The following is a 22608-nucleotide window of genomic DNA, read 5'->3' on the forward strand; positions in this document are numbered from 1 at the left end:
AGCATTTCTCGCAGGCAAGTGACCTGGATCAATTGACACCCGCCATAACACGTTTCATACCACGAACCCAACGCGACTAAAGGTCGCAGTGCGAACCCATACTGCCATCAGCGGCGTATCATGGTCCGCAGAGCGCTAGCAGATTGCGCGAGACTGCGGCCCGCACGCACTGGCCGCGGCGTTTCTCCACTGCCGTGGGACTTGATGATGAGCAAGCAAATTCCGGTACATGATGTAACCCCGCCCGCCAACAAAGGGAAGGATTCCGTCGACCTCTATGCCTCCCGCGAAAAAATCTACACTCGCGCCTTCACCGGCCTGTTCCGTCGCCTGCGCATGGTCGGTGGTGCCGCACTGTTCCTGCTGTACTTCGGCACTGTGTGGCTGAACTGGGGCGGTCACCAGGCCGTGTGGTGGAACCTGCCCGAGCGCAAGTTCTACATCTTCGGCGCCACCATCTGGCCGCAAGACTTCATCCTGCTCTCGGGCATTCTCATCGTCGCCGCCTTCGGCCTGTTCTTCATCACGGTGTTCGCCGGCCGGGTGTGGTGCGGCTACACCTGCCCGCAAAGCGTGTGGACCTGGATTTTCATGTGGTGCGAAAAGGTCACCGAGGGTGACCGCAACCAGCGCATGAAGCTCGACAAAGCCCCCATGAGCGGCAACAAGTTCCTGCGCAAATTCGCCAAGCACAGCCTGTGGCTGCTGATCGGCTTTGTCACCGGCATGACCTTTGTCGGCTACTTCTCGCCGATCCGTGAACTGGTGATCGAATTCTTCACGGGCCAGGCCGCTGGCTGGGCCTACTTCTGGGTCGGTTTCTTCACCCTCGCCACTTACGGCAACGCCGGCTGGCTGCGCGAACAGGTGTGCGTGTACATGTGCCCCTATGCACGCTTCCAGAGCGTGATGTTCGACAAGGACACGCTGATCGTGTCCTACGACCCACGCCGCGGCGAAACCCGCGGGCCACGAAAAAAAGACGCTGACTACAAGGCCCAAGGCTTGGGTGACTGCATCGACTGCACCATGTGCGTGCAGGTCTGCCCTACCGGCATCGATATCCGTGACGGCCTGCAGATCGAGTGCATCGGCTGCGCCGCCTGTATCGATGCCTGCGACAGCATCATGGACAAGATGAACTACCCCAAAGGGCTGATCAGCTACACCACCGAACACAACCTGTCCGGGCAGAAGACCCACATGCTGCGCCCGCGCCTGATCGGCTATGCCGTGGTACTGCTGGTGATGATGGTCGGGCTGGCGACGGCCTTCGCTACCCGTTCGCTGGTCGGCTTCGACGTCAGCAAAGACCGCGTGCTGTACCGCGAAAACGCCCAGGGGCGGATCGAGAACGTGTATAGCCTGAAGGTGATGAACAAGGACCAGCGCGATCACGTCTACGTGCTGGACGCCGCCGGCCTGCCGGACCTCAAGCTCGAAGGCCAACGCGAAATCCGCGTGGCAGCCGGTGATATCGTCAGCCTTCCCGTGCAGCTGTCGGTCGCCCCCGAGAAACTGCCATCGACCACCAACGAAATCACCTTCATCCTCAAGAGCGCCGACGACAGTGACGCCCAGGTTGAAGCCAAGAGCCGTTTCATCGGCCCACAGATCCGCTAAGAGAGATAACGCACAATGCCTGCCGCCACCGCCGCCAGCCCCTGGTACAAACACCTCTGGCCCTGGATCATCATCGGCATCCTTACCACCTCGGTGTGCCTGAGCCTGACCATGGTCAGCATCGCTGTGCACAACCCGGACAACCTGGTGAACGACAACTACTACGAGGCCGGCAAGGGCATCAACCGCTCGCTGGACCGCGAGCTGCTGGCGCAGCAGCTGGGCCTGAAAGCCAGCGTGCATCTGGACGAACTGACCGGCGAAGCAGACCTGCGCCTGACCGGTAACAGCGACCCGCAAAGCCTGGAGCTGAACCTGATTTCGCCAACCCAGCCAGAGAAGGACCGCAAGGTGCTACTGAGCCGGGTCGAAGCAGGGCGCTATGTGGGGCAGTTGGAAGACAAGGTCGACGGGCGCCGCTTTGTCGAACTGCTGGGCAGCGAAGGGGGCCAGGTGTGGCGGCTGTTCGAAGAGGAAAAAGTGGCGCATGGTGTGACCTTGCAGCTGGGTGATGAAGCACTGCAAGGCGCCGAACACCAACAGTAGCAACACCGCAAATCCCTGTGGGAGCGGGCACGCCCGCGAATGCGATAGCTCAGGCAAAGGTATTTCCAGGTCTGACGCATTCGCGGGCGCGCCCGCTCCCACAGGGTTTCCTATCTGCCTGAGCAGTGTCTGCCCTATGACCCAACCCACCCCCTGCTACCACTGCGCCCTGCCCGTCCCCACCGGCAGCCGCTTCACCGCCGTGGTCCTCGGCCAGCCCCGGCAGTTCTGCTGCCCAGGCTGTCAGGCGGTGGCCGAGTCGATCGTCGCTGGAGGCCTGGAACATTACTACCAGCACCGTAGCGACAACAGCGCCAACCCCGAAGCCCTGCCCAAGCAACTGCAGGACGAACTGGCCCTCTACGACCGCAGCGACGTGCAACAAACCTTCGTCCGCCACCAGGGCGAGCTGGCCGAAACCACCCTGCTGGTCGAAGGCATCAGTTGCGCCGCCTGCGGTTGGCTGATCGAAAAGCACTTGCGCAACCTGCCCGGTGTCGCCGAAGCGCGCCTGAATCTGTCCAATCACCGCCTGCTGCTGAACTGGGACGACAACCAGCTACCGCTGTCGCGCCTGCTCACCGAGCTACGACAGATCGGCTACGCCGCCCATCCCTATCAGCCCGACCAGGCTACCGAACAGCTGGCCCGGGAGAACCGTAGCGCCTTGCGCCGCCTGGGCGTGGCCGGGCTGCTGTGGTTCCAGGCGATGATGGCAACCATGGCCACCTGGCCGGAGTTCAACATCGACCTGTCGCCCGAACTGCACACCATTCTGCGCTGGGTGGCACTGTTCCTCACCATCCCCATCGTGTTCTACAGCTGCGCGCCGTTCTTCAAAGGCGCGGCACGCGACCTGCGCACCCGCCACCTGACCATGGACGTTTCAGTGTCGCTGGCCATTGGCCTGGCCTTCGGCGCTGGCATCTGGACGGCCATCACCGGCAGCGGCGAGCTGTATTTCGACACCGTGGGCATGTTCGCCCTGTTTCTCCTCACCGGCCGCTACCTGGAACGCCGAGCCCGAGAACGCACGGCTGCGGCCACTGCCCAGCTGGTCAACCTGCTGCCAGCCTCGTGCCTGCGCCTGGACGCCATCGGCCGCAGCGAGCGCATCCTCCTTGGCGAACTGCGCTGCGGTGACACCGTGCAAGTGCTGCCAGGTGCGGTAATCCCGGCCGACGGGCGTATCGTAGAAGGCCGCTCCAGCGTCGACGAATCACTGCTGACCGGCGAATACCTGCCACAGCCCCGCCAAGTAGGCGAACGGGTCACCGGCGGCACGTTGAACGTCGAAAGCACCCTGAACGTGGAAGTCGAAGCCCTCGGTCACGATTCACGGTTGTCGGCCATCGTCCGCCTGCTGGAGCGTGCACAGACCGAAAAACCGCGCCTGGCGGAAATTGCCGACCGTGCCTCGCAGTGGTTCCTGCTGTTTTCGCTGCTGGCCGCCGTTGCCATCGGCCTGTGGTGGTGGCACCTGGACCCGACGCGGGCGTTCTGGATCGTGCTGGCCATGCTCGTGGCCACCTGCCCTTGTGCCCTGTCTTTGGCTACGCCAACCGCACTGACCGCCGCCACCGGAACCCTGCACAAGCTCGGCCTGTTGGTGACCCGCGGTCATGTGCTGGAAGGCCTGAACCAGATCGACACGGTAATCTTCGACAAGACCGGCACACTGACCGAAGGCCGCCTGACCTTGCGCAGCATTCGCCCGCTCGGCAACCAGGCAGCCGACCGCTGCCTGGCCCTTGCCGCCGCGTTGGAAAACCGCTCCGAACACCCCATCGCCCGTGCCTTCGGCCGTACCGCCACGCCTGCCGATGATGTGCAGACCGTACCTGGCCTGGGCCTGGAAGGGCTGGTGGACGGGCAGCGCCTGCGCATTGGTCAGGCCACCTTCGTCTGCGCCTTGAGCGGCGCGCAGATCCCCGCCGTGCCGGAGCCTCGCGGCCAATGGCTGCTGCTGGGCGACCGCCAGGGGCCATTGGCCTGGTTTGGCCTGGACGACCGTCTGCGCGACGATGCCCCTGCCCTGCTCGCTGCCTGCAAGGCACGTGGCTGGCGCACGCTGCTGCTGTCGGGCGACAGCTCGCCGATGGTTGCCGAAGTGGCCGCACAACTGGGCATCGACCAGGCCATTGGCGGCCTGCGGCCAGACGACAAGCTTGACCGGCTGAAAGCCCTGCAGGCGCAGGGGCGCAAGGTGCTGATGCTTGGCGACGGTGTCAACGATGTGCCGGTGCTGGCCGCTGCCGACATCAGCATCGCCATGGGTAGCGCCACCGACCTTGCCAAGACCAGCGCCGATGCCGTACTGCTGTCCAACCGCCTGCAAGCGCTGGTGCAGGCCTTCGACCTGGCCCGTCGAACGCGGCGCAACATCCTCGAGAACCTGCTGTGGGCGACCCTGTATAATGGCCTGATGTTGCCGTTTGCCGCGCTCGGCTGGATCACGCCGGTGTGGGCCGCCATCGGCATGTCGGTCAGCTCGCTGATCGTGGTGCTCAATGCCCTGCGCCTGACCCGTATGCCAGTGGCCTTGGGCCCGCTGCCCCACGAAGCCCCTTTATCCGGGAGGAAGTCGCCATGCCCGCCCTCTATGTCATGATTCCGGCAGCCCTGCTGCTGGTCGGCGTGGCCGTGTACATCTTCTTCTGGGCGGTAGACAGCGGCCAGTACGACGACCTTGAAGGCCCCGCCCACAGCATCCTGTTCGACGATCAGGACCCGCGCCACCAGGCGGCCGTGAAGCCCGACGACGCCCCAACCGACACCGACAAGGAACCACCTCCACGTGCCTGACCTGCTTCCCCTTGGCTCGGCGCTGGTCCTTGGCCTGCTGGGTGGCGGCCACTGCCTGGGCATGTGTGGCGGCCTGATGGGGGCCCTGACCCTGGCAATACCGCCCGAACAACGTGGCAGGCGCCTGCGCCTGCTGCTGGCCTACAACCTCGGGCGCGTTCTCAGTTATGCCTGCGCCGGCCTGCTGCTGGGCCTGGCAGGCTGGGCCGTGGCCAGCAGCCCGGCAGCGCTGGCGCTGCGGGTGGCTGCGGCGCTGCTGCTGATTGCCATGGGCCTGTACCTGGCCGGCTGGTGGAGCGGGCTGACCCGCATCGAGGCGCTTGGCCGCGGGTTGTGGCGGCATATCCAGCCGCTGACGTCGCGCTTGCTGCCGGTGTCCAGCCTGCCCCGGGCATTGCTGCTGGGCGCCCTATGGGGCTGGCTGCCGTGCGGGCTGGTGTACAGCACCCTGCTGTGGGCGGCCAGCCAGGGCAATGCCGGCTACAGCGCAGCGTTGATGCTGGCGTTCGGGGTGGGCACCTGGCCAGTGTTGCTGGCAACCGGGCTGGCTGCCGAACGGGTAAACGCCCTGTTGCGACGACGCAGCGTGCGTGTGGCGGGCGGTGTGCTGGTGATGCTGTTCGGTGTCTGGACCCTGCCAGGCCCACACCAGCACTGGCTGATGGGGCATTGACGGGGCCGCTCTGCGGACCCAATGCCCTTGATACAAATCAACACAGTTTCCTACAGACGGCCATAGACTCCGGTGCACTGCTGCTCTTTCCGGGGACTACCCTCATGCTCGACGAACTACGTTGGGATACCGACCTGATCCGCCGCTACGATCTCGCCGGGCCACGCTACACCTCTTACCCAACCGCCGTGCAACTGCACAGCGAGGTGGGTTCGTTCGACCTGCTCAACGCCCTGCGCGAGAGCCGACGGGCCGTGCGCCCGCTGTCGCTGTACGTGCATGTGCCGTTCTGCGCCAACATCTGCTACTACTGCGCCTGCAACAAGGTCATCACCAAGGACCGCGCGCGCGCCGCGCCCTACCTGCAGCGCCTGGAGCAGGAAATCCAGTTGATCGCCTGCCACCTGGACCCTAAACAACGTGTGGAACAGCTGCATTTTGGCGGCGGCACACCAACCTTCCTCAGCCATGTGGAACTGCGCCAGCTGATGGCCACCCTGCGCCAGCACTTCCACCTGCTGGACGACGATTCCGGCGACTACGGCATCGAGATCGACCCCCGCGAAGCCGACTGGTCGACCATGGGCCTGCTTCGCGAATTGGGCTTCAACCGCGTCAGCCTGGGCGTGCAGGACCTCGACCCGGCCGTGCAGCGGGCGATCAACCGCCTGCAGAGCCTGGAGCAGACCCGCACCCTGATCGAGGCTGCCCGCACACTACAGTTTCGCTCGGTCAACCTCGACCTGATCTACGGCCTGCCCAAGCAAACCCCGGAAGGCTTCGCCCGCACCGTCGAAGAGGTGATCCGCCTGCAGCCCGACCGCCTGTCGGTGTTCAACTATGCCCACCTTCCAGAGCGCTTCATGCCGCAACGGCGCATCGACAGCAACGACCTGCCCAGCGCCGCCGCCAAGCTGGAGATGCTGCACGCCACCATCGACCAACTGACCGCCGCCGGTTACCGCTACATCGGCATGGACCATTTCGCCCTGCCCGACGACGAACTGGCCATTGCCCAGGAAGAAGGCACCTTGCAGCGCAACTTCCAGGGCTACACCACCCACGGGCATTGCGACCTGATTGGCCTGGGCGTGTCGGCGATCAGCCAGATCGGCGACCTGTACTGCCAGAACAGCAGTGACCTCAGCACCTATCAGGACAGCCTGTCCAACGCCCAACTGGCCACCCAGCGCGGCTTGCTGTGCAACCACGACGATCGCATACGCCGGGCGGTGATCCAGCAACTGATCTGCCATTTCGAGCTGGATTTCGAACCCATCGAACAGGCTTTCACCCTGGATTTTCGCGGTTACTTCAACGACCTCTGGCCCGAGCTGCTGACCTTGCAGCGCGACGGCCTGATCAGCCTGGACGACAAGGGCATTCGCATCCTGCCCGCCGGCCGGCTGCTGGCGCGCTCGGTATGCATGGTGTTCGACGCCTACCTGACGATGCACAACCGCCAGCGCTTCTCGCGAGTGATCTGAAAAACAAGGCGTTCACCGCATGGACAAGCTTCCTTGTCAGGCACACTATCAGCACACAAGGACTCCCGGCAGGCCAGCTGCCGGGGTTTCGCCAGCGCGCACCATCATCGCGCACACTGGCCTACACCCTGTGTCGTGAGTTACCCTTACGACTTATGTGTGCTTTCCCACAAGGATCGATTCAAATGTCCGAGCCAGTCAAACTGCGCCCACACAACCAGGCCCATTGCAAGGATTGCAGCCTGGCCCCCCTGTGCCTGCCTCTTTCGCTGAACCTGGAAGACATGGACGCACTGGATGAAATCGTCAAACGCGGGCGGCCGCTCAAGAAAGGCGAGTTTCTGTTCCGCCAGGGTGACAGTTTTGGCTCGGTCTACGCAGTACGGTCCGGGGCCCTGAAAACCTTCAGCCTCAGCGACAGCGGCGAAGAGCAGATCACGGGCTTTCACCTGCCCAGCGAGCTGGTCGGCCTGTCGGGCATGGATACCGAGGCCTACCCGGTATCGGCCCAGGCTCAGGAAACCACTTCGGTGTGTGAAATCCCCTTCGAGCGGCTGGACGAGCTGTCGGTGCAACTGCCACAGCTACGTCGCCAGCTGATGCGGGTAATGAGCCGCGAAATCCGCGACGACCAGCAAATGATGCTGCTGCTGTCGAAAAAGACCGCCGACGAGCGCATTGCCACCTTCCTGGTCAATCTGTCGGCGCGCTTCCGCGCTCGCGGCTATTCGGCCAATCAGTTCCGCCTGAGCATGTCGCGCAACGAAATCGGCAACTACCTTGGCCTGGCGGTAGAAACCGTGTCGCGGGTGTTCACCCGCTTCCAGCAGAACGGCCTGCTGCGCGCCGAGGGCAAGGAAGTGCACATCCTCGACCCGATCCAGCTGTGCGCGCTGGCCGGTGGTGCAATCGAGGCCTGAGGCCAGTCTTTAGCGGGTATACTTGGGCATTCGTTTTCCCAGGATACCCGCAACAATGCACAGCGACGCCTTCGACCTCAAAGCCCTGATCCGCCCGGTAGTGGACTTCCCCAAACCGGGTGTGATCTTCCGCGACATTACCCCGTTATTCCAGTCGCCACGCGGGCTGCGCTATGTGGCCGACCAGTTCATCGAGCGCTATGTCGAGGCGGAATTCAGCCACATCGGCGCCATGGACGCGCGGGGCTTCCTGATCGGCTCGATCATTGCCCACCAGTTGAACAAGCCGCTGATCCTGTTCCGCAAGCAGGGCAAGCTGCCGGCTGACGTGCTGAGCGAGGGTTACCAGACCGAGTACGGCGAGGCCTTCCTGGAAGTGCATGCCGACAGTCTGTGTGAAGGCGATTCGGTGTTGATCTTCGATGACCTGATTGCTACTGGCGGCACGCTGCTGGCGGCGGCCAACCTGGTACGTCGTACCGGGGCGCAGGTGTTCGAGGCGGCGGCGATCATCGACCTGCCGGAACTGGACGGCTCGCGTCGGTTGCAGGCGGCCGGGGTGCCTACCTTCTGCCTGACCGAGTTTTCCCTCAGCGAGTACTGAGTGGGCTTTTGGGGCTGCTTTGCAGCCCATTCGCGGGTAAACCCGCTCCTACAAAGGCCGCGTATGTTTTGTAGGCGCGGGTTTACCCGTGAATGGGCCGCCAAGCGGCCCCAATGAATCAGAGCGAAATGGGCCGGCGCCCTGCAAAGGCATGGGCCAAGGTACCGCCGTCCACCATCTCCAGCTCACCGCCCAGCGGCACACCATGGGCAATGCGAGACGCCACCAAGCCCTTCTCGCTCAGCAACTGGGCAATGTAATGCGCCGTCGCCTCCCCCTCCACCGTCGGGTTGGTCGCCAGGATCACCTCGGTAAAAGTGCCCTGCTCTTCGATCCGCGCCATCAGCTGCGGAATACCGATCGCCTCAGGCCCCAGGCCATCCAGCGGCGACAGGTGCCCCTTGAGCACGAAGTAACGGCCACGGTAGCCAGTCTGCTCCACCGCATACACATCGGTCGGCCCCTCGACCACGCACAGCTGTGTGTCGTCACGGCGCGGGTCGGCACACTGCGGGCACAGCTCCTGCTCGGTGAGGGTGCGACACTGGCGGCAATGCCCTACCCCTTCCATGGCCTGGGTCAAGGCCTGAGCCAGGCGCAGCCCACCGCTGCGGTCGCGCTCGAGCAGTTGCAGGGCCATGCGCTGGGCGGTTTTCTGGCCAACGCCTGGCAAGATGCGCAGGCCATCGATCAGTTGGCGGATGAGGGGGCTGAAGCTCATGGGAAAGGCCTGACAATTCAATAAGAGGCGGTTTATACCCAGCGGGGGCGGTGGCGTCAAATCAGGTCACCCCAAGTCTACGCGGCCTGCAGTTTTATGATAGAAGCAACTGCCTTGCACAAAACTGGAAAGCTAGTGTGATCACTGTGGGAGCGGGCATGCCCGCGAAGCAGGCTGCACAGTGGATGGCACGGGCTTCGCCCGTGTTCGCGGGCATGCCCGCTCCCACAGTGATCGTGCAAAATTTCAAAGTTCGAGCACAACAGTTGCACCCGACATAAAAAAGCAGACCGCAGTTGGGTGAAATCTACGCAAAAAAACGCCGCTGATATCAGCGGCGTTTTTGAGTACCTCAATGCCTTAGAACGGCATCTTGAAGCCTGGCGGCAGCTGCATGCCGGCGGTCATGCCGCCCATCTTTTCCTGGCTGCTTTGCTCAACCTTGCGCACTGCGTCGTTCAGCGCAGCGGCAATAAGGTCTTCCAGTACTTCCTTGTCGTCTTCATCAGTCGACATCAGGCTCTGGTCGATGCTGACGCGCTTGACGTCGTGACGACCGGTCATCACCACGCTCACCAGGCCGCCACCGGACTGGCCAGTGACTTCGGCGTTGGCCAGTTCTTCCTGCATCTTCTGCATTTTTTCCTGCATCTGCTGGGCCTGCTTCATCAGGCCGGCCATGCCACCTTTCATCATGGGGTATACCTCGATTGGGTCATGTGATGCGGCCCGGCACCGGGCCGGCCGCATGGTTATCCGTTACTGGCCCTGACTGGCCAGGGCTTCTACAGGCTCAATAGTATCCTGCCGCACCTTGGCGCCGAACAACTTGATCATCTGCTGGATCAACGGATCCTGCTCGATCGACGCGACGGCGTCCTGCTGGCGCTCGGCTCGCTTGCGTGCCGCCGCCTGAGCCGGGGTTTCCTGCTCTGGCAGGATCAGCTCGATGCGCAGGTTCAGCGTGCGCCCCAGGTGCTGGTTGAGCGCTTCGTTCAGGCGCCGCTGCTGGGTGGCGTTGAACAGCGCCCCCTGGCCCGGGTCCAGATGCAGCAACCAGTCGTCGCCCTCGGCGGCAATCAGCGTACAGTTTGCCGCGATGTTGCCTGTCATCCCGGACACAGGCAACTGTGGGAATAATTCCAGCCATTGCAGGGCCAGGCCGGTAGCCGGTTTGGCTGCCGGCAACGGTTCGGCAGCCGGTTTGGAGACGTCTTCCTGAACATGTTCGGCCAACTCGTCCAGGTAGCTGAAACCTGCCGGATCGATTTCGCCGCCGTAATAGTCTTCGTCCAGCGGTGGCTCATCGTCGCGGTCCATCCCCACGGCAGCGTAGGCGGACGGGTCGAAGGGCGGCTCGTCGTGCGCTGGGGTAGCCTGTGCGGGCGCCACCGGGGCAACAGGCTCGGGCGCAGGAGCCGGGGCAGGCGCAGGTTCAGCCGCTAAAGGCGCAGGTGCAACTGCAGGTTCTTCCCACGGCAGGTCGACCACTTCGGCGACAGGCTCAGGTACGGAGATGGCCTCGGCTTCGGCCTTCAGCTCAACGTCTGGCTCGGCCTCCGGCTCATGGTCAGCCGTCGCGGGGGCAGGCACCTCCAGCTGCGGCACTTGCGCTACCGGCTCCGCCGGCACGGCGGCGACAGGCGATGAAAGCGCGACCGACGCCGGGGCTGCCACCTGCGCTGCAGGATCAGCTGTGGCCTGGCTGATCCCCACTGGCTTTAGCACCGGCTTCGGCGCGTCGTCCGTGTCGGCCGGGCGGAACGCCAGCATGCGCAGCAGCACCATCTCGAAGCCGCCGCGCGGGTCCGGCGCAAGGGGCAGGTCACGGCGGCCAATCAGGCCCATCTGATAATAGAACTGCACATCCTCGGCCGGCAGCGCCGAAGCCAGTGCCAACACCCGCTCGCGATCACCCTGGCCGTTGTCTACCGCGTCGGGCAGCGCCTGGGCAATGGCTACACGGTGCAGCACATTGAGCATTTCGGCCAGAACACCCGACCAGTCCGGCCCTTGCTCGGCCAGGTTACGCACGGCCTCCAGCAAAGCCCTGGCATCGCCTTCGAGCAGTGCCTGCAAGACACCATACACCTGGCCATGGTCGAGGCTACCCAACATGGCACGCACATCGGCGGCCAGTACCTTGCCTTCACCAAAAGCAATGGCCTGATCGGTCAGGCTCATGGCATCACGCATGGAGCCATCGGCCGCACGGCCCAGCAGCCACAGGGCATCTTCCTCGAACGGCACGTTCTCGGCGGCCAGTACATGGCTGAGGTGCTCCACCACCCGCTCCGGGCTCATGTTCTTCAACGAGAACTGCAGGCAGCGCGACAGGATGGTGGCCGGCAGCTTCTGCGGGTCGGTGGTGGCGAGGATGAACTTGACGTAGGGCGGCGGCTCTTCCAGCGTCTTGAGCAAGGCGTTGAACGAGTGGGTCGAGAGCATGTGCACTTCGTCGATCAGGTAGACCTTGAAGCGCCCACGGCTGGGGGCGTACTGCACGTTATCGAGCAGTTCGCGGGTGTCCTCGACCTTGGTGCGGCTGGCGGCGTCGATCTCGATCAGGTCGACGAAGCGGCCTTCGTCGATTTCACGGCACACCGAACAGGTGCCACAGGGCGTGGAGGTGATGCCGGTTTCGCAGTTCAGGCACTTGGCGATGATACGGGCGATGGTCGTCTTGCCCACGCCGCGGGTACCGGTGAACAGGTAGGCATGGTGCAGGCGCTGGTTGTCCAAGGCATTGATCAAGGCCTTGAGCACATGGGTCTGGCCGACCATTTCGCGGAACGAGCGCGGACGCCATTTTCGTGCAAGAACCTGATAACTCATCGAAAAACCATCGTAGCCTGATCGAGCGGAAGATCGCTAATGCTAGCGGAGCGGGGGCAAAATTGCACCCTGCGCGAGTCGTCTAAGCTTGGAATGACGCATTGTCCAGGGAGGATTGCCTTTGCGAAGTCTGCTGGCCCTGTTACTGCTGTGGTCTACCCACAGCCTGGCTGACCAGCCGGTGCTACGCTTTTCCGTAGCCGAGAGCTGGAGCATGCCGCTGGTGCGCATCGAAGACGATCAGCCAGTGGAGGGATTGCTTCACGACCTGATGCAAGCCGTTGCCAGGGAGGTGGGCGTTCGCCCCGAGTTTCACGTCATGGCCCGCCTGCGTCTGGAGGAGGCGATGAGCAGCGGCGACATAGATGTCCGTTGCTACGTGAGTACCCAATGGCTCAACGACCGTCCAAGGGATTTTGTGTGGAGTATCCCGCTGATTCATCAGCGCGACGTGCTGGTTGGCCGCGCTGGCGACAGCACCCCGACACCCCCGGAGCGACTGCCACCCCAGGCGATCGGCACGGTGCTGGGCTACACCTATTCAACCCTGCAACCACTGCTGGACAACGGCCAACTGCACCGTGAGGACAGCCGCAGCCAGTTGCTGGTGCTGCAAAAGCTGCAGGCAGGCCGGTACCGCCATGCGGTGAGCAACCAGTTGTCGTTGCAGTGGTTCAACCAGGGATTGCCAGCGGAGCAGCAGCTGCAAACACTGGCGGTGCTGGACGAACAGGATTTGGGGTGCATGGTGCGCAACGATCCGGCGATACCGACACAAGGGCTGTTGCGGGCGCTGGTAAGAATGAAGCAGTCAGGGGAGATCGAGCGAATTGTGCGGCGGTATGGAGGGACGGGTGACCCGGACAGTATGTCTGTGGCCCGACCCGAAATACCCAGCAAAATGCCGGCACACAGCCAGCGCAACTAACGGCACTGCTCATTTCGCGAACGCTTGCGCACTGTGGGAGCAACTGTCTTGCTCAATTTCTAAAAGCTGGCGCTATCCCTGGACTGCTCCCAAGGGTTGGATTGGTGTCCAACTTCTTGGGGGCAGTCCATCCCTGTGGGAGCGGGCTTGCCCGCGAACACGGGCGAAGCCCGTGCCATCCACCGCGCTATATTCTTCGCGGGCACGCCCGCTCCCACAGCGTTGTGCGGCACACTCACAATCTCTATCACAAACTCAACGTCACCGGCCTTTACGTTCAAACGCCACGCTGACAGCATCCGCCTGCCCCCAGGCAATCTGCATGGCCCGCAACCCATGCTCCAACAACTGCCTGGTTTCTACGTCCTGAATACGCTCAAGCGCCCGCCGGCTATCGCTGTAGGCGAACATCAGGTAGTGGGACACATTCATCAACGCGAACTCCATCGGGACGATGCCTTCGCTGATCGCGCGGGAAAGGGATTTGCCTTGGGGAAGATCGAAGACGTGGGGCGGATCGGGGACCAGTTTTTTCATGACAGCTCCGTGTTGGCTGTGTTGTCCCCTTCTGCTTCCACGCATTAGGGTGGCAACTGTACGCGGGGTGGAAGACCAGGCACACGGTAGACCCGGCAGGTATGAATACCTCCCGCGCACAGCCGCCATAAATGACAACTGTCCCATGTGCCACCCAGGCTTCCACACCCGATCGCTGAACTGACAGCGACCGCGAAAGCCTAGTGGGCGAGGTTGACCGGGACAATCAGACGGGAGTCGACGGAACACGTAGGATAATTCGCTATGCCTGCCTGACGCGTAGGGGCTTTCCTAGACTGTTATCAGACCTATCTTAAAAGTGGGCACTCTGATCATGTGCTTACTGTAATCGGGATCCCTGTCTTCACACCAAAGCCCGTAAATACGCACTCAAGAACAACCCCACACCAAACACAAAATGCGTGGCCAGGCTCTTCAAACAGTTCCGCGCAGGTGTCGGCGTTCTGGACGCAAAGAACCCTGCCCCCATGGCCGGCTGCATGAAGCACAGCGGCGCCATGACTGTACCCACACCCACAACTACCGCAGGTAAAAGAGTAGGCGATCGCAACCAGCCCTCCCCTACGATCACAAGCAGCAGCATCGCGAAAAGCACGCCGGTGGCGCAGTGAATCACCCATCCCCACGCCAACTCGTTTCGCACCGGTTCCGCTTTGGCAATCGCTTGGTGCGAAACACGCCCGCCTAGCAAGTGCCCCGCCCAACGCCCGACCATGGCAAAGTTCAGCGTTGCCACACCCAACCGCCTCAGCAGCAGGCCCCACAGGTCCATCACTACTGTGGCACCGATGCCAATCGGCAACGCAGCTAAAAACATTGAAGTAAACGTCATTGAACAAGCCCTCGAAAGTTGACGGTCATTACCCATGCCCCGCAGCATAGAAGTTGAAGTCAACTTCAAGTCAAGGGCCCGAAATGGACATTGCCGACGTCGCCAAACGCACAGGCGTACCTGCATCGACACTCCGCTACTACGAGAAGAAAGGCTTGCTCAAGTCCCTGGCAGGGCGCGGCCAGCGACGACAGTTTGCAGCCGATGTGGCGGACAGGCTGGCGCTGATCGCCCTGGGGCAGGCTGCAGGGTTTTCGCTGGATGAAGTGGGGGCGATGCTGGTGGACCTGCAGGTCGACCGGCAGAAGCTGAATACCAAGGCAGACGAGCTTGACGCGCGGATCAGGCGCTTGCAGGCCATGAGCAAGGGGTTGCGCCATGCAGCGCAATGCCCTGAGAAAGATCATCTGGCATGCCCGAAATTTCAGCGGCTGATGAAGCTGTCGGCGGCGGGAGCACTGGGCGAAAAGCAGGAAAGAACGAAAGCGTTCGTTATAGATTGAGGTTTTCCGACCCCGAAAATGGAGGCGGCCCCACCAGCCACACCCCGGCACTCGATGTTCCCGCTATGGCTGCTCCCTTCCGGGCCTGACCAGGTTAACGGGTAATCAATGCGGGGGGACCGATGGGGCCACCACTACATGCCTCGCTGAGCAGCGAGTGGCGCCATTGTACCGGTCTTGCGAGCAGATACAACCTCCGGGGCGAGAAAAAGTCATCATTTCTCAATGACTTGTCAGAGTCGAGACGGCATGGACGGGCCTCTCGCGGGTAAACCCTCCCCACAGGCACCGCTTGAATGTCGCAAGCAGCACCGTCCCTGTGGGAGCGGGCTTGCCCGCGAAGCAGGCGCCGCGATGGATGGCACCGGCTACGCCGGTGTTCGCGGGCACGCCCGCTCCCACAGGGGCCGCGGATGCCTAGACCGCTATGCCCTGCTCAGCCAGGAAGGTAACGAAGGCATCTTCGTCCAGCACCTTCACACCCAGCTCAGCAGCCTTGGCCAGTTTGGAGCCTGCCCCAGGCCCTGCCACCACGCAGTGGGTCTTGCCAGAAACGGAACCGGCTACCTTGGCCCCCAGGCTTTCCAATTTGTCCTTGGCAATGTCCCGGCTCATACGCTCTAGCGTCCCGGTCAAGACCCAAGTCTGCCCGGCCAGCGGCAAGCCTTCGGCTACCTTCTTCTCACAGCCCCAGTGCATGCCGAACGCCAGCAGCTGTGCCTCGATGTCCCGCGCCAGCTTCTGGTTCGCTTCGTCCTTGAAGAACTCGCGCACCGCGTCAGCCTGCTTGGCCGCCAGGGCCTGCCGCAGGTCAATGCCGTCGGCGGCGATGATCTTGTCCAGGCTGTCGAGCTTGGCCACCAACTTTTCGGCACCGGTCGGGCCGACGGAGGCGATGTCGAGCTTGGCGATCATCCCGGCCAAGGTGGTGCTGGCAGCGAACTCGGCAGCCAGCTCGCCTTCGTCCTGCAACTGCATACCGCTGTCGAGCAGTTGCTGGATAACCTTCTGGTTGTGCTCGTCTTCAAAGAAGTTGTGGATCTCGTAGGCAACCTCCAGGCCGATGTCCGGCAGGTAGGTGAGCACCTGCGGCAGCGCCTGCTGCACGCGGGCCAGGCTACCCAGCGAGCGGGCCAGCACCTTGGCGGTCTCTTCGCCTACATCAGGAATGCCCAGGGCGTAGATGAAGCGCGCCAGGCTCGGGCGCTTGCTGGCTTCAATGGCATCGAGCAACTTCTTGCTGGACACCTCGGCGAAGCCTTCAAGGCCGACGATCTGCTCGAACTGCAGCTTGTACAGGTCAGCCGGTGAGCCGATCAGGCCTTCATCCACCAACTGCTCGACGCTCTTCTCGCCCAGGCCGTCGATGTCCATGGCACGGCGCGATACATAGTGAATGATCGCCTGCTTGAGCTGGGCGCCACAGGCCAGGCGACCAACACAGCGGTACACTGCGCCTTCGCTGGTGGTTGCCTTGCCTTTGCTGCGCTTTACCAGCTGGGTACGCTCGACCTGCGAACCACACACCGGGCACTCGCTTGGTACGCCTACCGGGCGGGCGTCTTGCGGACGACGCTCCAGCACCACCTGCATCACCTGCGGGATCACGTCGCCGGCCCGGCGAATGATCACCGTGTCGCCAATGCGCAGGCCAAGGCGGGCGATTTCGTCCATGTTGTGCAGGGTGGCGTTGGACACGGTCACACCGGCCACCTTGACCGGCCGCAGGCGCGCCACAGGCGTTACCGCCCCCGTACGGCCAACCTGAAACTCGACGTCCAGCACCTCGGTCAGCTCTTCCATGGCCGGGAACTTGTGGGCAATCGCCCAACGTGGCTCACGGGCGCGGAAGCCCAGCTCGCGCTGGGCGGCCAGGCTGTTGACCTTGAACACTACACCGTCGATCTCATACGGCAGGCTGTTACGGCGCTCGCCAATGTCGCGGTAGTAGGCCAGGCATTCTTCGATGCCGGCCGCATGCTTGAGCTCGCGGCTGATCGGCAGGCCCCAGACTTTGAGTTGCTCGAGGATGCCGATGTGGCTGTCGCCGATACTCTCGGACACCTGGCCGACGCCATAGCAGCAGAACTCCAGCGGGCGGCTGGCGGTAATTTTCGAATCCAGCTGGCGCAGGCTGCCAGCGGCAGCGTTGCGCGGGTTGGCGAAGGTCTTGCCACCGGCCTCGGCCTGGGCGGCATTGAGCCGGTCGAAACCGGCCTTGCTCATGTACACCTCGCCGCGCACCTCCAGCACTGCCGGCCAGCCCTTACCCTGCAACTTGAGCGGGATGTTGCGCACGGTGCGTACGTTGGCGCTGATGTCTTCGCCAGTGGTGCCGTCGCCACGGGTGGCGCCCTGCACCAACTGCCCGTCGCGGTACAGCAGGCTCACGGCCAGGCCATCGAGCTTGGGTTCGCAACTGTAGTCGACCGCGCCAGGCTGATCGAGGCCTTCTACCACGCGACGGCCGAACTCACGCAGGTCGGCTTCTTCGAAGGCGTTGCCCAGGCTGAGCATGGGCACTTCGTGGCGCACCTGGCTGAACGCCGCCAGGGCAGCTCCACCTACACGCTGGGTGGGCGAGTCAGGGGTTACCAGGTGAGGGTGTTCGGCTTCCAGCGCCTTGAGCTCGTTGAACAGGCGGTCGTATTCGGCATCGGGCACGCTGGGATCGTCGAGCACGTAGTAGCGATAGTTGTGCTGGTCGAGCTCGGCACGCAGTTCGAGGATACGGGTTTCGGCGGTCATGGGATTTGTCTTCTCTTGCAAAGCAAAAGAGCAGCTTGGGGTGTGCGTGGGGTTCCAGGTGTCTATTGACTGTGCCGGCCTCTTCGCGGGTAAACCCGCTCCTACAAGGGCACCACATACCTCCAGGGTGGTGATGTACCTGTAGGAGCGGGTTTACCCGCGAAGAGGCCGGCACAGGCAACGACGATACCCGAACCGGCCAGCACGCCCTCAGGCTGCTCTTTCGTCTGGATCTGTCAGCGCTTCTGGGTCAGCGCACGGCGCTCGAACTCGACGATACGCTGGCGATAGTGCTCGATGGTCTGGGCGGTCAGCACGCTGCGCTGGTCGTCCTTGAGCTCACCGTTCAGTTCGTGGGCCAGCTTGCGCGCCGCGGCAACCATCACGTCGAAAGCCTGTTTCGGATGACGTGGGCCCGGCAAGCCGAGGAAGAAGCTCACCGCGCGGGTGCTGAAGTGATCGATGTCGTCCAGGTCGAACACGCCAGGCTTGACTGCGTTGGCCATCGAGAACAGCACCTCGCCGTGACCGGCCATGCTCTCGTGACGGTGGAAGATGTCCATTTCGCCGAAGCGCAAGCCGCTTTCCAGGATGTTCTGCAGCAGCGCCGGGCCCTTGAAGCCTCCCTCGTCACGGGAGATCACGCTGATGACCAGCACCTCTTCAGCGGGTGGCAACTCCTTGACGCTGCTGCTGGCAGGCGCTGCGCCGCTGCCACGGTTGTTGTCGGCGGCAAAGTCGTCATCGCTGTCGGCAAACAGGTCGGGCTCACGCTGCTCGGCGCTCAGGTTCAGGTCACCCTGCTGCACATCGGCAGCCGCACTGGCACGCTTGCCGCGCTTGCTGGCCTTGACCGGCTTGGGCTCGCGCTCGCGATCACGCGCAGACGCGCTGAGCGACGGCAGGTCGCTTTCGTCCAGCTCAGGCTCCTTGTGGGTATCGAGCACTCGCGACGGGCCGAGCACCTCGGCACTGCCACCCTCTTCGTCCGGCAGGTTGGAATAACTGCGATCCAGACGGAATTTCAACTTGCCTTTGCCGCCGCGCATGCGGCGCCAGCCGTCGAAAAGTATCCCGGCAATAACAATGATGCCGATGACGATCAGCCACTCGCGCAGACCGATTTCCATGTAATCCCGTGCCTCTATAAAAATATGCTTGAAAACAAAGGGTTCAAAGCCCTTTAACACGTGGCGCCAACTCTATGTTCTGACAGGCGTTTTACCCACGCAAAAAACGAGTGACATTAAGCTAGCACGACCAAAGACAACTTTACACCGTCTGTCGCACATGGCGGGGGCATTTCGCTACAGAATGTGCCCCTATCGTCGCGCATCAAGCGTCGACCATGGCCATGGCCGCCTCCACATCAACTGCAACAAGGCGTGAACAACCCGGTTCATGCATGGTCACCCCCATCAATTGATCCGCCATCTCCATCGCAATCTTGTTATGCGTGATGTAGATGAACTGCACGCTTTCACTCATTTCCTTGACCAGACGCGCGTAGCGCCCGACGTTGGCATCGTCCAGCGGCGCATCGACCTCGTCGAGCATGCAGAACGGTGCGGGGTTCAACTTGAAGATGGCAAACACCAGCGCCAAAGCGGTCAGTGCCTTCTCGCCGCCGGACAGCAAATGGATGGTGCTGTTCTTCTTGCCCGGTGGTCGCGCCATGATCGTCACCCCTGTATCGAGTAGATCTTCGCCCGTCAGTTCCAGATAAGCGCTGCCACCACCGAAAACTTTTGGGAAAAGTGCCTGCAATCCGGCATTTATCTGATCAAAGGTATCCTTGAAGCGGTTGCGGGTTTCCTTGTCGATCTTGCGGATGACGTTTTCGAGGGTCTCCAGCGCTTCGACCAGGTCAGCGTCCTGGGCGTCCAGGTAACGTTTGCGCTCGGACTGCTGCTCGTACTCTTCAATGGCCGCCAGGTTGATCGCGCCCAGGCGCTGGATGCGCGCTTCAAGCTGCTCCAGTTCCTGTTCGGTACCCTGCTCGCTGGCCTCGGCTTCCAGGGTGGCGAGCACGCCTTGCAGGTCATAGCCGTCAGCCAGCAACTGCTCTTGCAGGGTCTTGCGCCGCACATCCAGGCCCTGGCACTCCAGGCGCAGTTGCTCCAGTTGACCGCGCAGCAACTGCGCCTGCTGTTCGGCCTGGGTGCGGCGCTTTTCGGCATCGCGCAGTTCGCGGTCGGCTTCGTCCATGTGCAGGCGAGCCAGGCGCATTTCCTCGTCGACGCTCATGCGCCGCTCCAGCAGCTCCTCCAGCTTCAGGCGTAGCTCTTCCTGCGGGGCCTCACCCTCCTCCAGGTTCAGGCTCAGTTGTTCCTGGCGCTCGGTCAGGCGTGCAGCTTGCAGCTCCAGACGCTCCAGAGCCTGGCGGGTAGAATCGTACTGGGCACGCAGCGAACCCAGGCGTACCGCCAACTGGTGAGCGTGGTCCTTGTGCTGACGGGCCTCCTGACGCACCCGGTCAAGGCTTTCGCGCAGGGTGTCGCGGCGGGCCATCAACTGTTCGCGCTGCTCGGTGTCCTGGGCCATGAGCTCCAGAGCCTCTTGCAGCAGCAGGCGGGCTTCGCCCAGTTGCTCGTGTTCCAGGGCGCGCTGCTCTTCCAGCTCGCCCAGCTCTTCATGCAGGCGGCGGCGGCGCAACTCGACCTGCTCGGCGCGCGCGCGGCTGGCCGAAAGACTGGCCTTCAGCTCGCCGTGCAGGCGGTTTTCATCCTGTGTACGGCGGCGCAACTGTTCGCGCTGCTCCTCCAGGTCCAGTTGCTGCTCACGCAGGGCCTGCAACTGTTGATCGAGCTGTTCCAGCGCCGCTTCCTGTACCAGTTGTTCCTGGCCCAGGCGTTCGATTTCCTGGCCACGCGCCAGCACGCCGCCTTCGGCCTCGCCACCCCGGCGCACCCGCAGGAAGTGCCGGCCGACCCAATAGCCATCGCGACTGACCAGGCTCTGCCCTTCGCCGAGCGACCCGCGCTGCTCCAGTGCCTGAGCCAGGTCTTCCACAGGCCTTACCTGGCCCAGCCAGGGCGCCAGGTCGATACGGCCCTCGACCTTCTCCAGCAAGCTGCCGGTCAACGTCACCCCCGCGCCGACGGCCAGCAGCAAGCGCAGCTCACCCTGTTCCAGGCCGGCAAAATCGAGGTCGTTGAAATCCTCCACCAGCACAGCCTGCAGATCGGCGCCAAGCACGGTCTCTACCGCCAGCTCCCACCCCGGCTCCACCCGCAAGCCTTCGGCCAGCCGCGGCTGTTGCTCCAACCCTTGGCCGTGCAGCCATTGCGCAGCACCTGCGCCCGGCTCCAGGGCGGCCTGCTGCAAGGCTTCAAGCGAGGCCAGGCGCCCGCCCAGGCGCTGCAGGTCGCCCTGTGCCTGCTGTTGCGCCTGGGTGGCCTGCTGCAGTTGCTCGCGTGCGTTTTCCAGGCGCTCGATCACCTGCTCTTCGCAGAGCTGCAGTTCTTCCAGCAGCATTTCGCTGCTGGCCAACTGCTCGGCCTGTTCGAGCATGGCGGCATCCTGCGGGTCGCTGCCCAGTTGCTCGCGCTCCTCGACCAACTTGCGCTGGCGCTCGGCCTGGCGCTCAAGGCTGGTTTCCAGTTGCTGCAGGCGCGCCTGCTGCACTTCGGCCTGGCGGCGCGGTTCGGCGGAACGGCTGTTGAAGCTGTCCCACTGCTCCTGCCAGCCGTGCATGCCCAGTTCGGCCTCTTCAAGCGCGGCCGCGGCTTCCTCGGCAGCCGCCAGGGTCATTTCCTGCTCGGGTTCGAGCATGGCCAGCTCTTCGCCCAGGGTCGCCAGCAAGGTACGGTCGTGGCCCAGGTGCGATTCGGTTTCCAGGCGTGTGCGCTCGGCTTCCTTGAAGTCGTCCTGCAACTGCCGCAGGCGCTGCTGGCCGTGCTGGATGCTCTGCTCGACCCGGGCGATGTCACCGGCAACCGAGTAGAAACGGCCCTGCACCTGGTTGAAACGTTCGGACAGTTCGTGATGACCATCACGCAGGCGTTCGATGCTGGCATCGGCATTGCGCTGCTCGGCCACCAGCGCCTCGTGAGAAACGCCCTGATCGCCGATCACCGATTCGCGCTGGCGTACTTGTTCGTCCAGGTCTCGCCAGCGCAAGGCAGACAGGCGCGCTTTCATCTGGCGCTCCTGAGCCTTGTATTCACGGTACTTCTCGGCGGCCTGGGCCTGGCGATGCAGACGCTCCAGCTGGCGTTCGAGCTCTTCGCGCAGGTCGGTCAGACGCGCCAGGTTTTCCTGGGTGCGGCGGATGCGGTTCTCGGTTTCACGGCGGCGTTCCTTGTATTTGGAAATGCCAGCCGCTTCCTCGATGAAGTTGCGCAGTTCCTCGGGCTTGGCCTCGATCAGCTTGGAGATCATGCCCTGCTCTATGATCGAGTAGCTGCGCGGCCCCAGCCCCGTCCCGAGGAAGATATCGGTTATGTCACGCCGGCGGCACTTGGTACCGTTGAGGTAGTAGCTGTTCTGCCCGTCGCGGGTAACCTTGCGGCGGATCGAAATCTCGGCGTAGGCGGCATACTCGCCGACCAGGGTGGTTTCGCTGTTGTCGAACACCAGCTCGATACTGGCCTGGCTGACCGGCTTGCGACCACTGGAGCCGTTGAAGATGACGTCGGTCATCGACTCGCCGCGCAGGTTCTTAGCCGAACTCTCGCCCATCACCCAACGCACCGCGTCGATGATATTGGACTTGCCGCAGCCGTTTGGACCGACCACGGCCGCCATGTTGCTGGGGAAGTTGACCGTGGTCGGGTCGACGAACGACTTGAACCCGGCCAGGCGAATGCACTTCAGGCGCATC

At 63.1% G+C, this 22608-nt stretch carries 18 protein-coding genes and 1 other RNA gene; 10 read left to right on the plus strand and 9 right to left on the minus strand.

What is annotated here, in order from left to right:
- Positions 1-207 precede the first annotated feature (207 nt).
- The 8 genes from ccoG to ACF8EF_RS02300 all read left to right on the plus strand — a co-directional run bounded on the left by ccoG (position 208) and on the right by ACF8EF_RS02300 (position 8658).
- Positions 208-1623: a cytochrome c oxidase accessory protein CcoG gene (gene ccoG / locus ACF8EF_RS02265; RefSeq protein WP_392461872.1), complete on the plus strand. Its 1416-nt coding sequence runs from the start codon at positions 208-210 to the stop codon at positions 1621-1623.
- Between the two features lie 15 nt (positions 1624-1638).
- Positions 1639-2169 (plus strand): FixH family protein, encoded by a 531-nt coding sequence (locus tag ACF8EF_RS02270; protein ID WP_176685179.1) that lies wholly within the window; start codon positions 1639-1641, stop codon positions 2167-2169.
- Positions 2170-2305: 136 nt separating this feature from the next.
- Positions 2306-4780 (plus strand): heavy metal translocating P-type ATPase, encoded by a 2475-nt coding sequence (locus ACF8EF_RS02275; protein ID WP_392461874.1) that lies wholly within the window; start codon positions 2306-2308, stop codon positions 4778-4780.
- The gene (gene ccoS, locus ACF8EF_RS02280; protein WP_176685177.1) at positions 4759-4974 is read left to right on the plus strand and encodes a cbb3-type cytochrome oxidase assembly protein CcoS; all 216 of its coding nucleotides are present in this window, start codon (positions 4759-4761) and stop codon (positions 4972-4974) included. Before ACF8EF_RS02275 ends, ccoS begins: the two co-directional genes overlap by 22 nt.
- Entirely contained in the window at positions 4967-5647 is a 681-nt protein-coding gene (locus tag ACF8EF_RS02285; RefSeq protein WP_176685176.1) for a sulfite exporter TauE/SafE family protein, read from the plus strand. Before ccoS ends, ACF8EF_RS02285 begins: the two co-directional genes overlap by 8 nt.
- Before the next feature lie 104 nt (positions 5648-5751).
- The gene (hemN, locus tag ACF8EF_RS02290; RefSeq protein WP_176685175.1) at positions 5752-7134 is read left to right on the plus strand and encodes an oxygen-independent coproporphyrinogen III oxidase; all 1383 of its coding nucleotides are present in this window, start codon (positions 5752-5754) and stop codon (positions 7132-7134) included.
- Positions 7135-7319: 185 nt separating this feature from the next.
- A complete protein-coding gene (fnrA, locus tag ACF8EF_RS02295; RefSeq protein WP_003254301.1) occupies positions 7320-8054 on the plus strand; it encodes a Crp/Fnr family transcriptional regulator FnrA in 735 nt (244 codons plus the stop codon).
- Positions 8055-8109: 55 nt separating this feature from the next.
- Positions 8110-8658 carry an adenine phosphoribosyltransferase gene (locus ACF8EF_RS02300; RefSeq protein WP_009683910.1) on the plus strand — a complete coding sequence of 183 codons (549 nt, stop codon included), beginning with the start codon at positions 8110-8112 and terminating at the stop codon, positions 8656-8658.
- A 118-nt stretch (positions 8659-8776) separates the two neighbouring features.
- Here the strand turns inward: ACF8EF_RS02300 and recR are convergent, their stop codons facing one another.
- From recR to dnaX, 3 genes are all read right to left on the minus strand, one after another.
- On the minus strand, positions 8777-9379 hold the full coding sequence (gene recR, locus ACF8EF_RS02305; protein ID WP_003254304.1) for a recombination mediator RecR: 603 nt from the start codon (positions 9377-9379) through the stop codon (positions 8777-8779).
- 360 nt (positions 9380-9739) lie between these two features.
- The gene (locus ACF8EF_RS02310; RefSeq protein ID WP_003254305.1) at positions 9740-10075 is read right to left on the minus strand and encodes a YbaB/EbfC family nucleoid-associated protein; all 336 of its coding nucleotides are present in this window, start codon (positions 10073-10075) and stop codon (positions 9740-9742) included.
- Between the two features lie 63 nt (positions 10076-10138).
- Positions 10139-12214, minus strand: coding sequence for a DNA polymerase III subunit gamma/tau (gene dnaX / locus ACF8EF_RS02315; protein ID WP_176685174.1), 2076 nt, complete (start codon positions 12212-12214; stop codon positions 10139-10141).
- Between the two features lie 121 nt (positions 12215-12335).
- On the opposite strand from dnaX, the gene ACF8EF_RS02320 reads away from it, so the two are divergent.
- On the plus strand, positions 12336-13142 hold the full coding sequence (locus ACF8EF_RS02320) for an ABC transporter substrate-binding protein (RefSeq protein ID WP_176685173.1): 807 nt from the start codon (positions 12336-12338) through the stop codon (positions 13140-13142).
- A gap of 261 nt (positions 13143-13403) precedes the next feature.
- On the opposite strand, the gene ACF8EF_RS02325 is transcribed toward ACF8EF_RS02320, so the two are convergent.
- A complete protein-coding gene (locus ACF8EF_RS02325; RefSeq protein ID WP_176685172.1) occupies positions 13404-13679 on the minus strand; it encodes a hypothetical protein in 276 nt (91 codons plus the stop codon).
- 364 nt (positions 13680-14043) lie between these two features.
- Positions 14044-14532 carry a DUF2938 domain-containing protein gene (locus ACF8EF_RS02330; RefSeq protein ID WP_392461876.1) on the minus strand — a complete coding sequence of 163 codons (489 nt, stop codon included), beginning with the start codon at positions 14530-14532 and terminating at the stop codon, positions 14044-14046.
- An 83-nt stretch (positions 14533-14615) separates the two neighbouring features.
- Here ACF8EF_RS02330 and ACF8EF_RS02335 point away from each other — a divergent pair, with 83 nt between their 5' ends.
- Positions 14616-15035 carry a helix-turn-helix domain-containing protein gene (locus ACF8EF_RS02335; protein ID WP_176685170.1) on the plus strand — a complete coding sequence of 140 codons (420 nt, stop codon included), beginning with the start codon at positions 14616-14618 and terminating at the stop codon, positions 15033-15035.
- Between the two features lie 28 nt (positions 15036-15063).
- Here ACF8EF_RS02335 and ffs read toward each other — a convergent pair.
- From ffs to smc, 4 genes are all read right to left on the minus strand, one after another.
- Positions 15064-15160: signal recognition particle sRNA small type (gene ffs / locus ACF8EF_RS02340), an RNA gene on the minus strand.
- Between the two features lie 292 nt (positions 15161-15452).
- Complete coding sequence (gene ligA / locus ACF8EF_RS02345; RefSeq protein WP_392461878.1) at positions 15453-17783, minus strand: NAD-dependent DNA ligase LigA; 2331 nt, start codon at positions 17781-17783, stop codon at positions 15453-15455.
- Positions 17784-18019: 236 nt separating this feature from the next.
- On the minus strand, positions 18020-18913 hold the full coding sequence (gene zipA, locus ACF8EF_RS02350) for a cell division protein ZipA (protein ID WP_176685160.1): 894 nt from the start codon (positions 18911-18913) through the stop codon (positions 18020-18022).
- 205 nt (positions 18914-19118) lie between these two features.
- On the minus strand, positions 19119-22607 hold the full coding sequence (gene smc, locus ACF8EF_RS02355) for a chromosome segregation protein SMC (protein ID WP_392461879.1): 3489 nt from the start codon (positions 22605-22607) through the stop codon (positions 19119-19121).
- Position 22608 lies beyond the last annotated feature (1 nt).

This window comes from Pseudomonas sp. zjy_15, assembly GCF_043101865.1.
Classification (GTDB): Bacteria; Pseudomonadota; Gammaproteobacteria; order Pseudomonadales; family Pseudomonadaceae; genus Aquipseudomonas; species Aquipseudomonas putida_Y.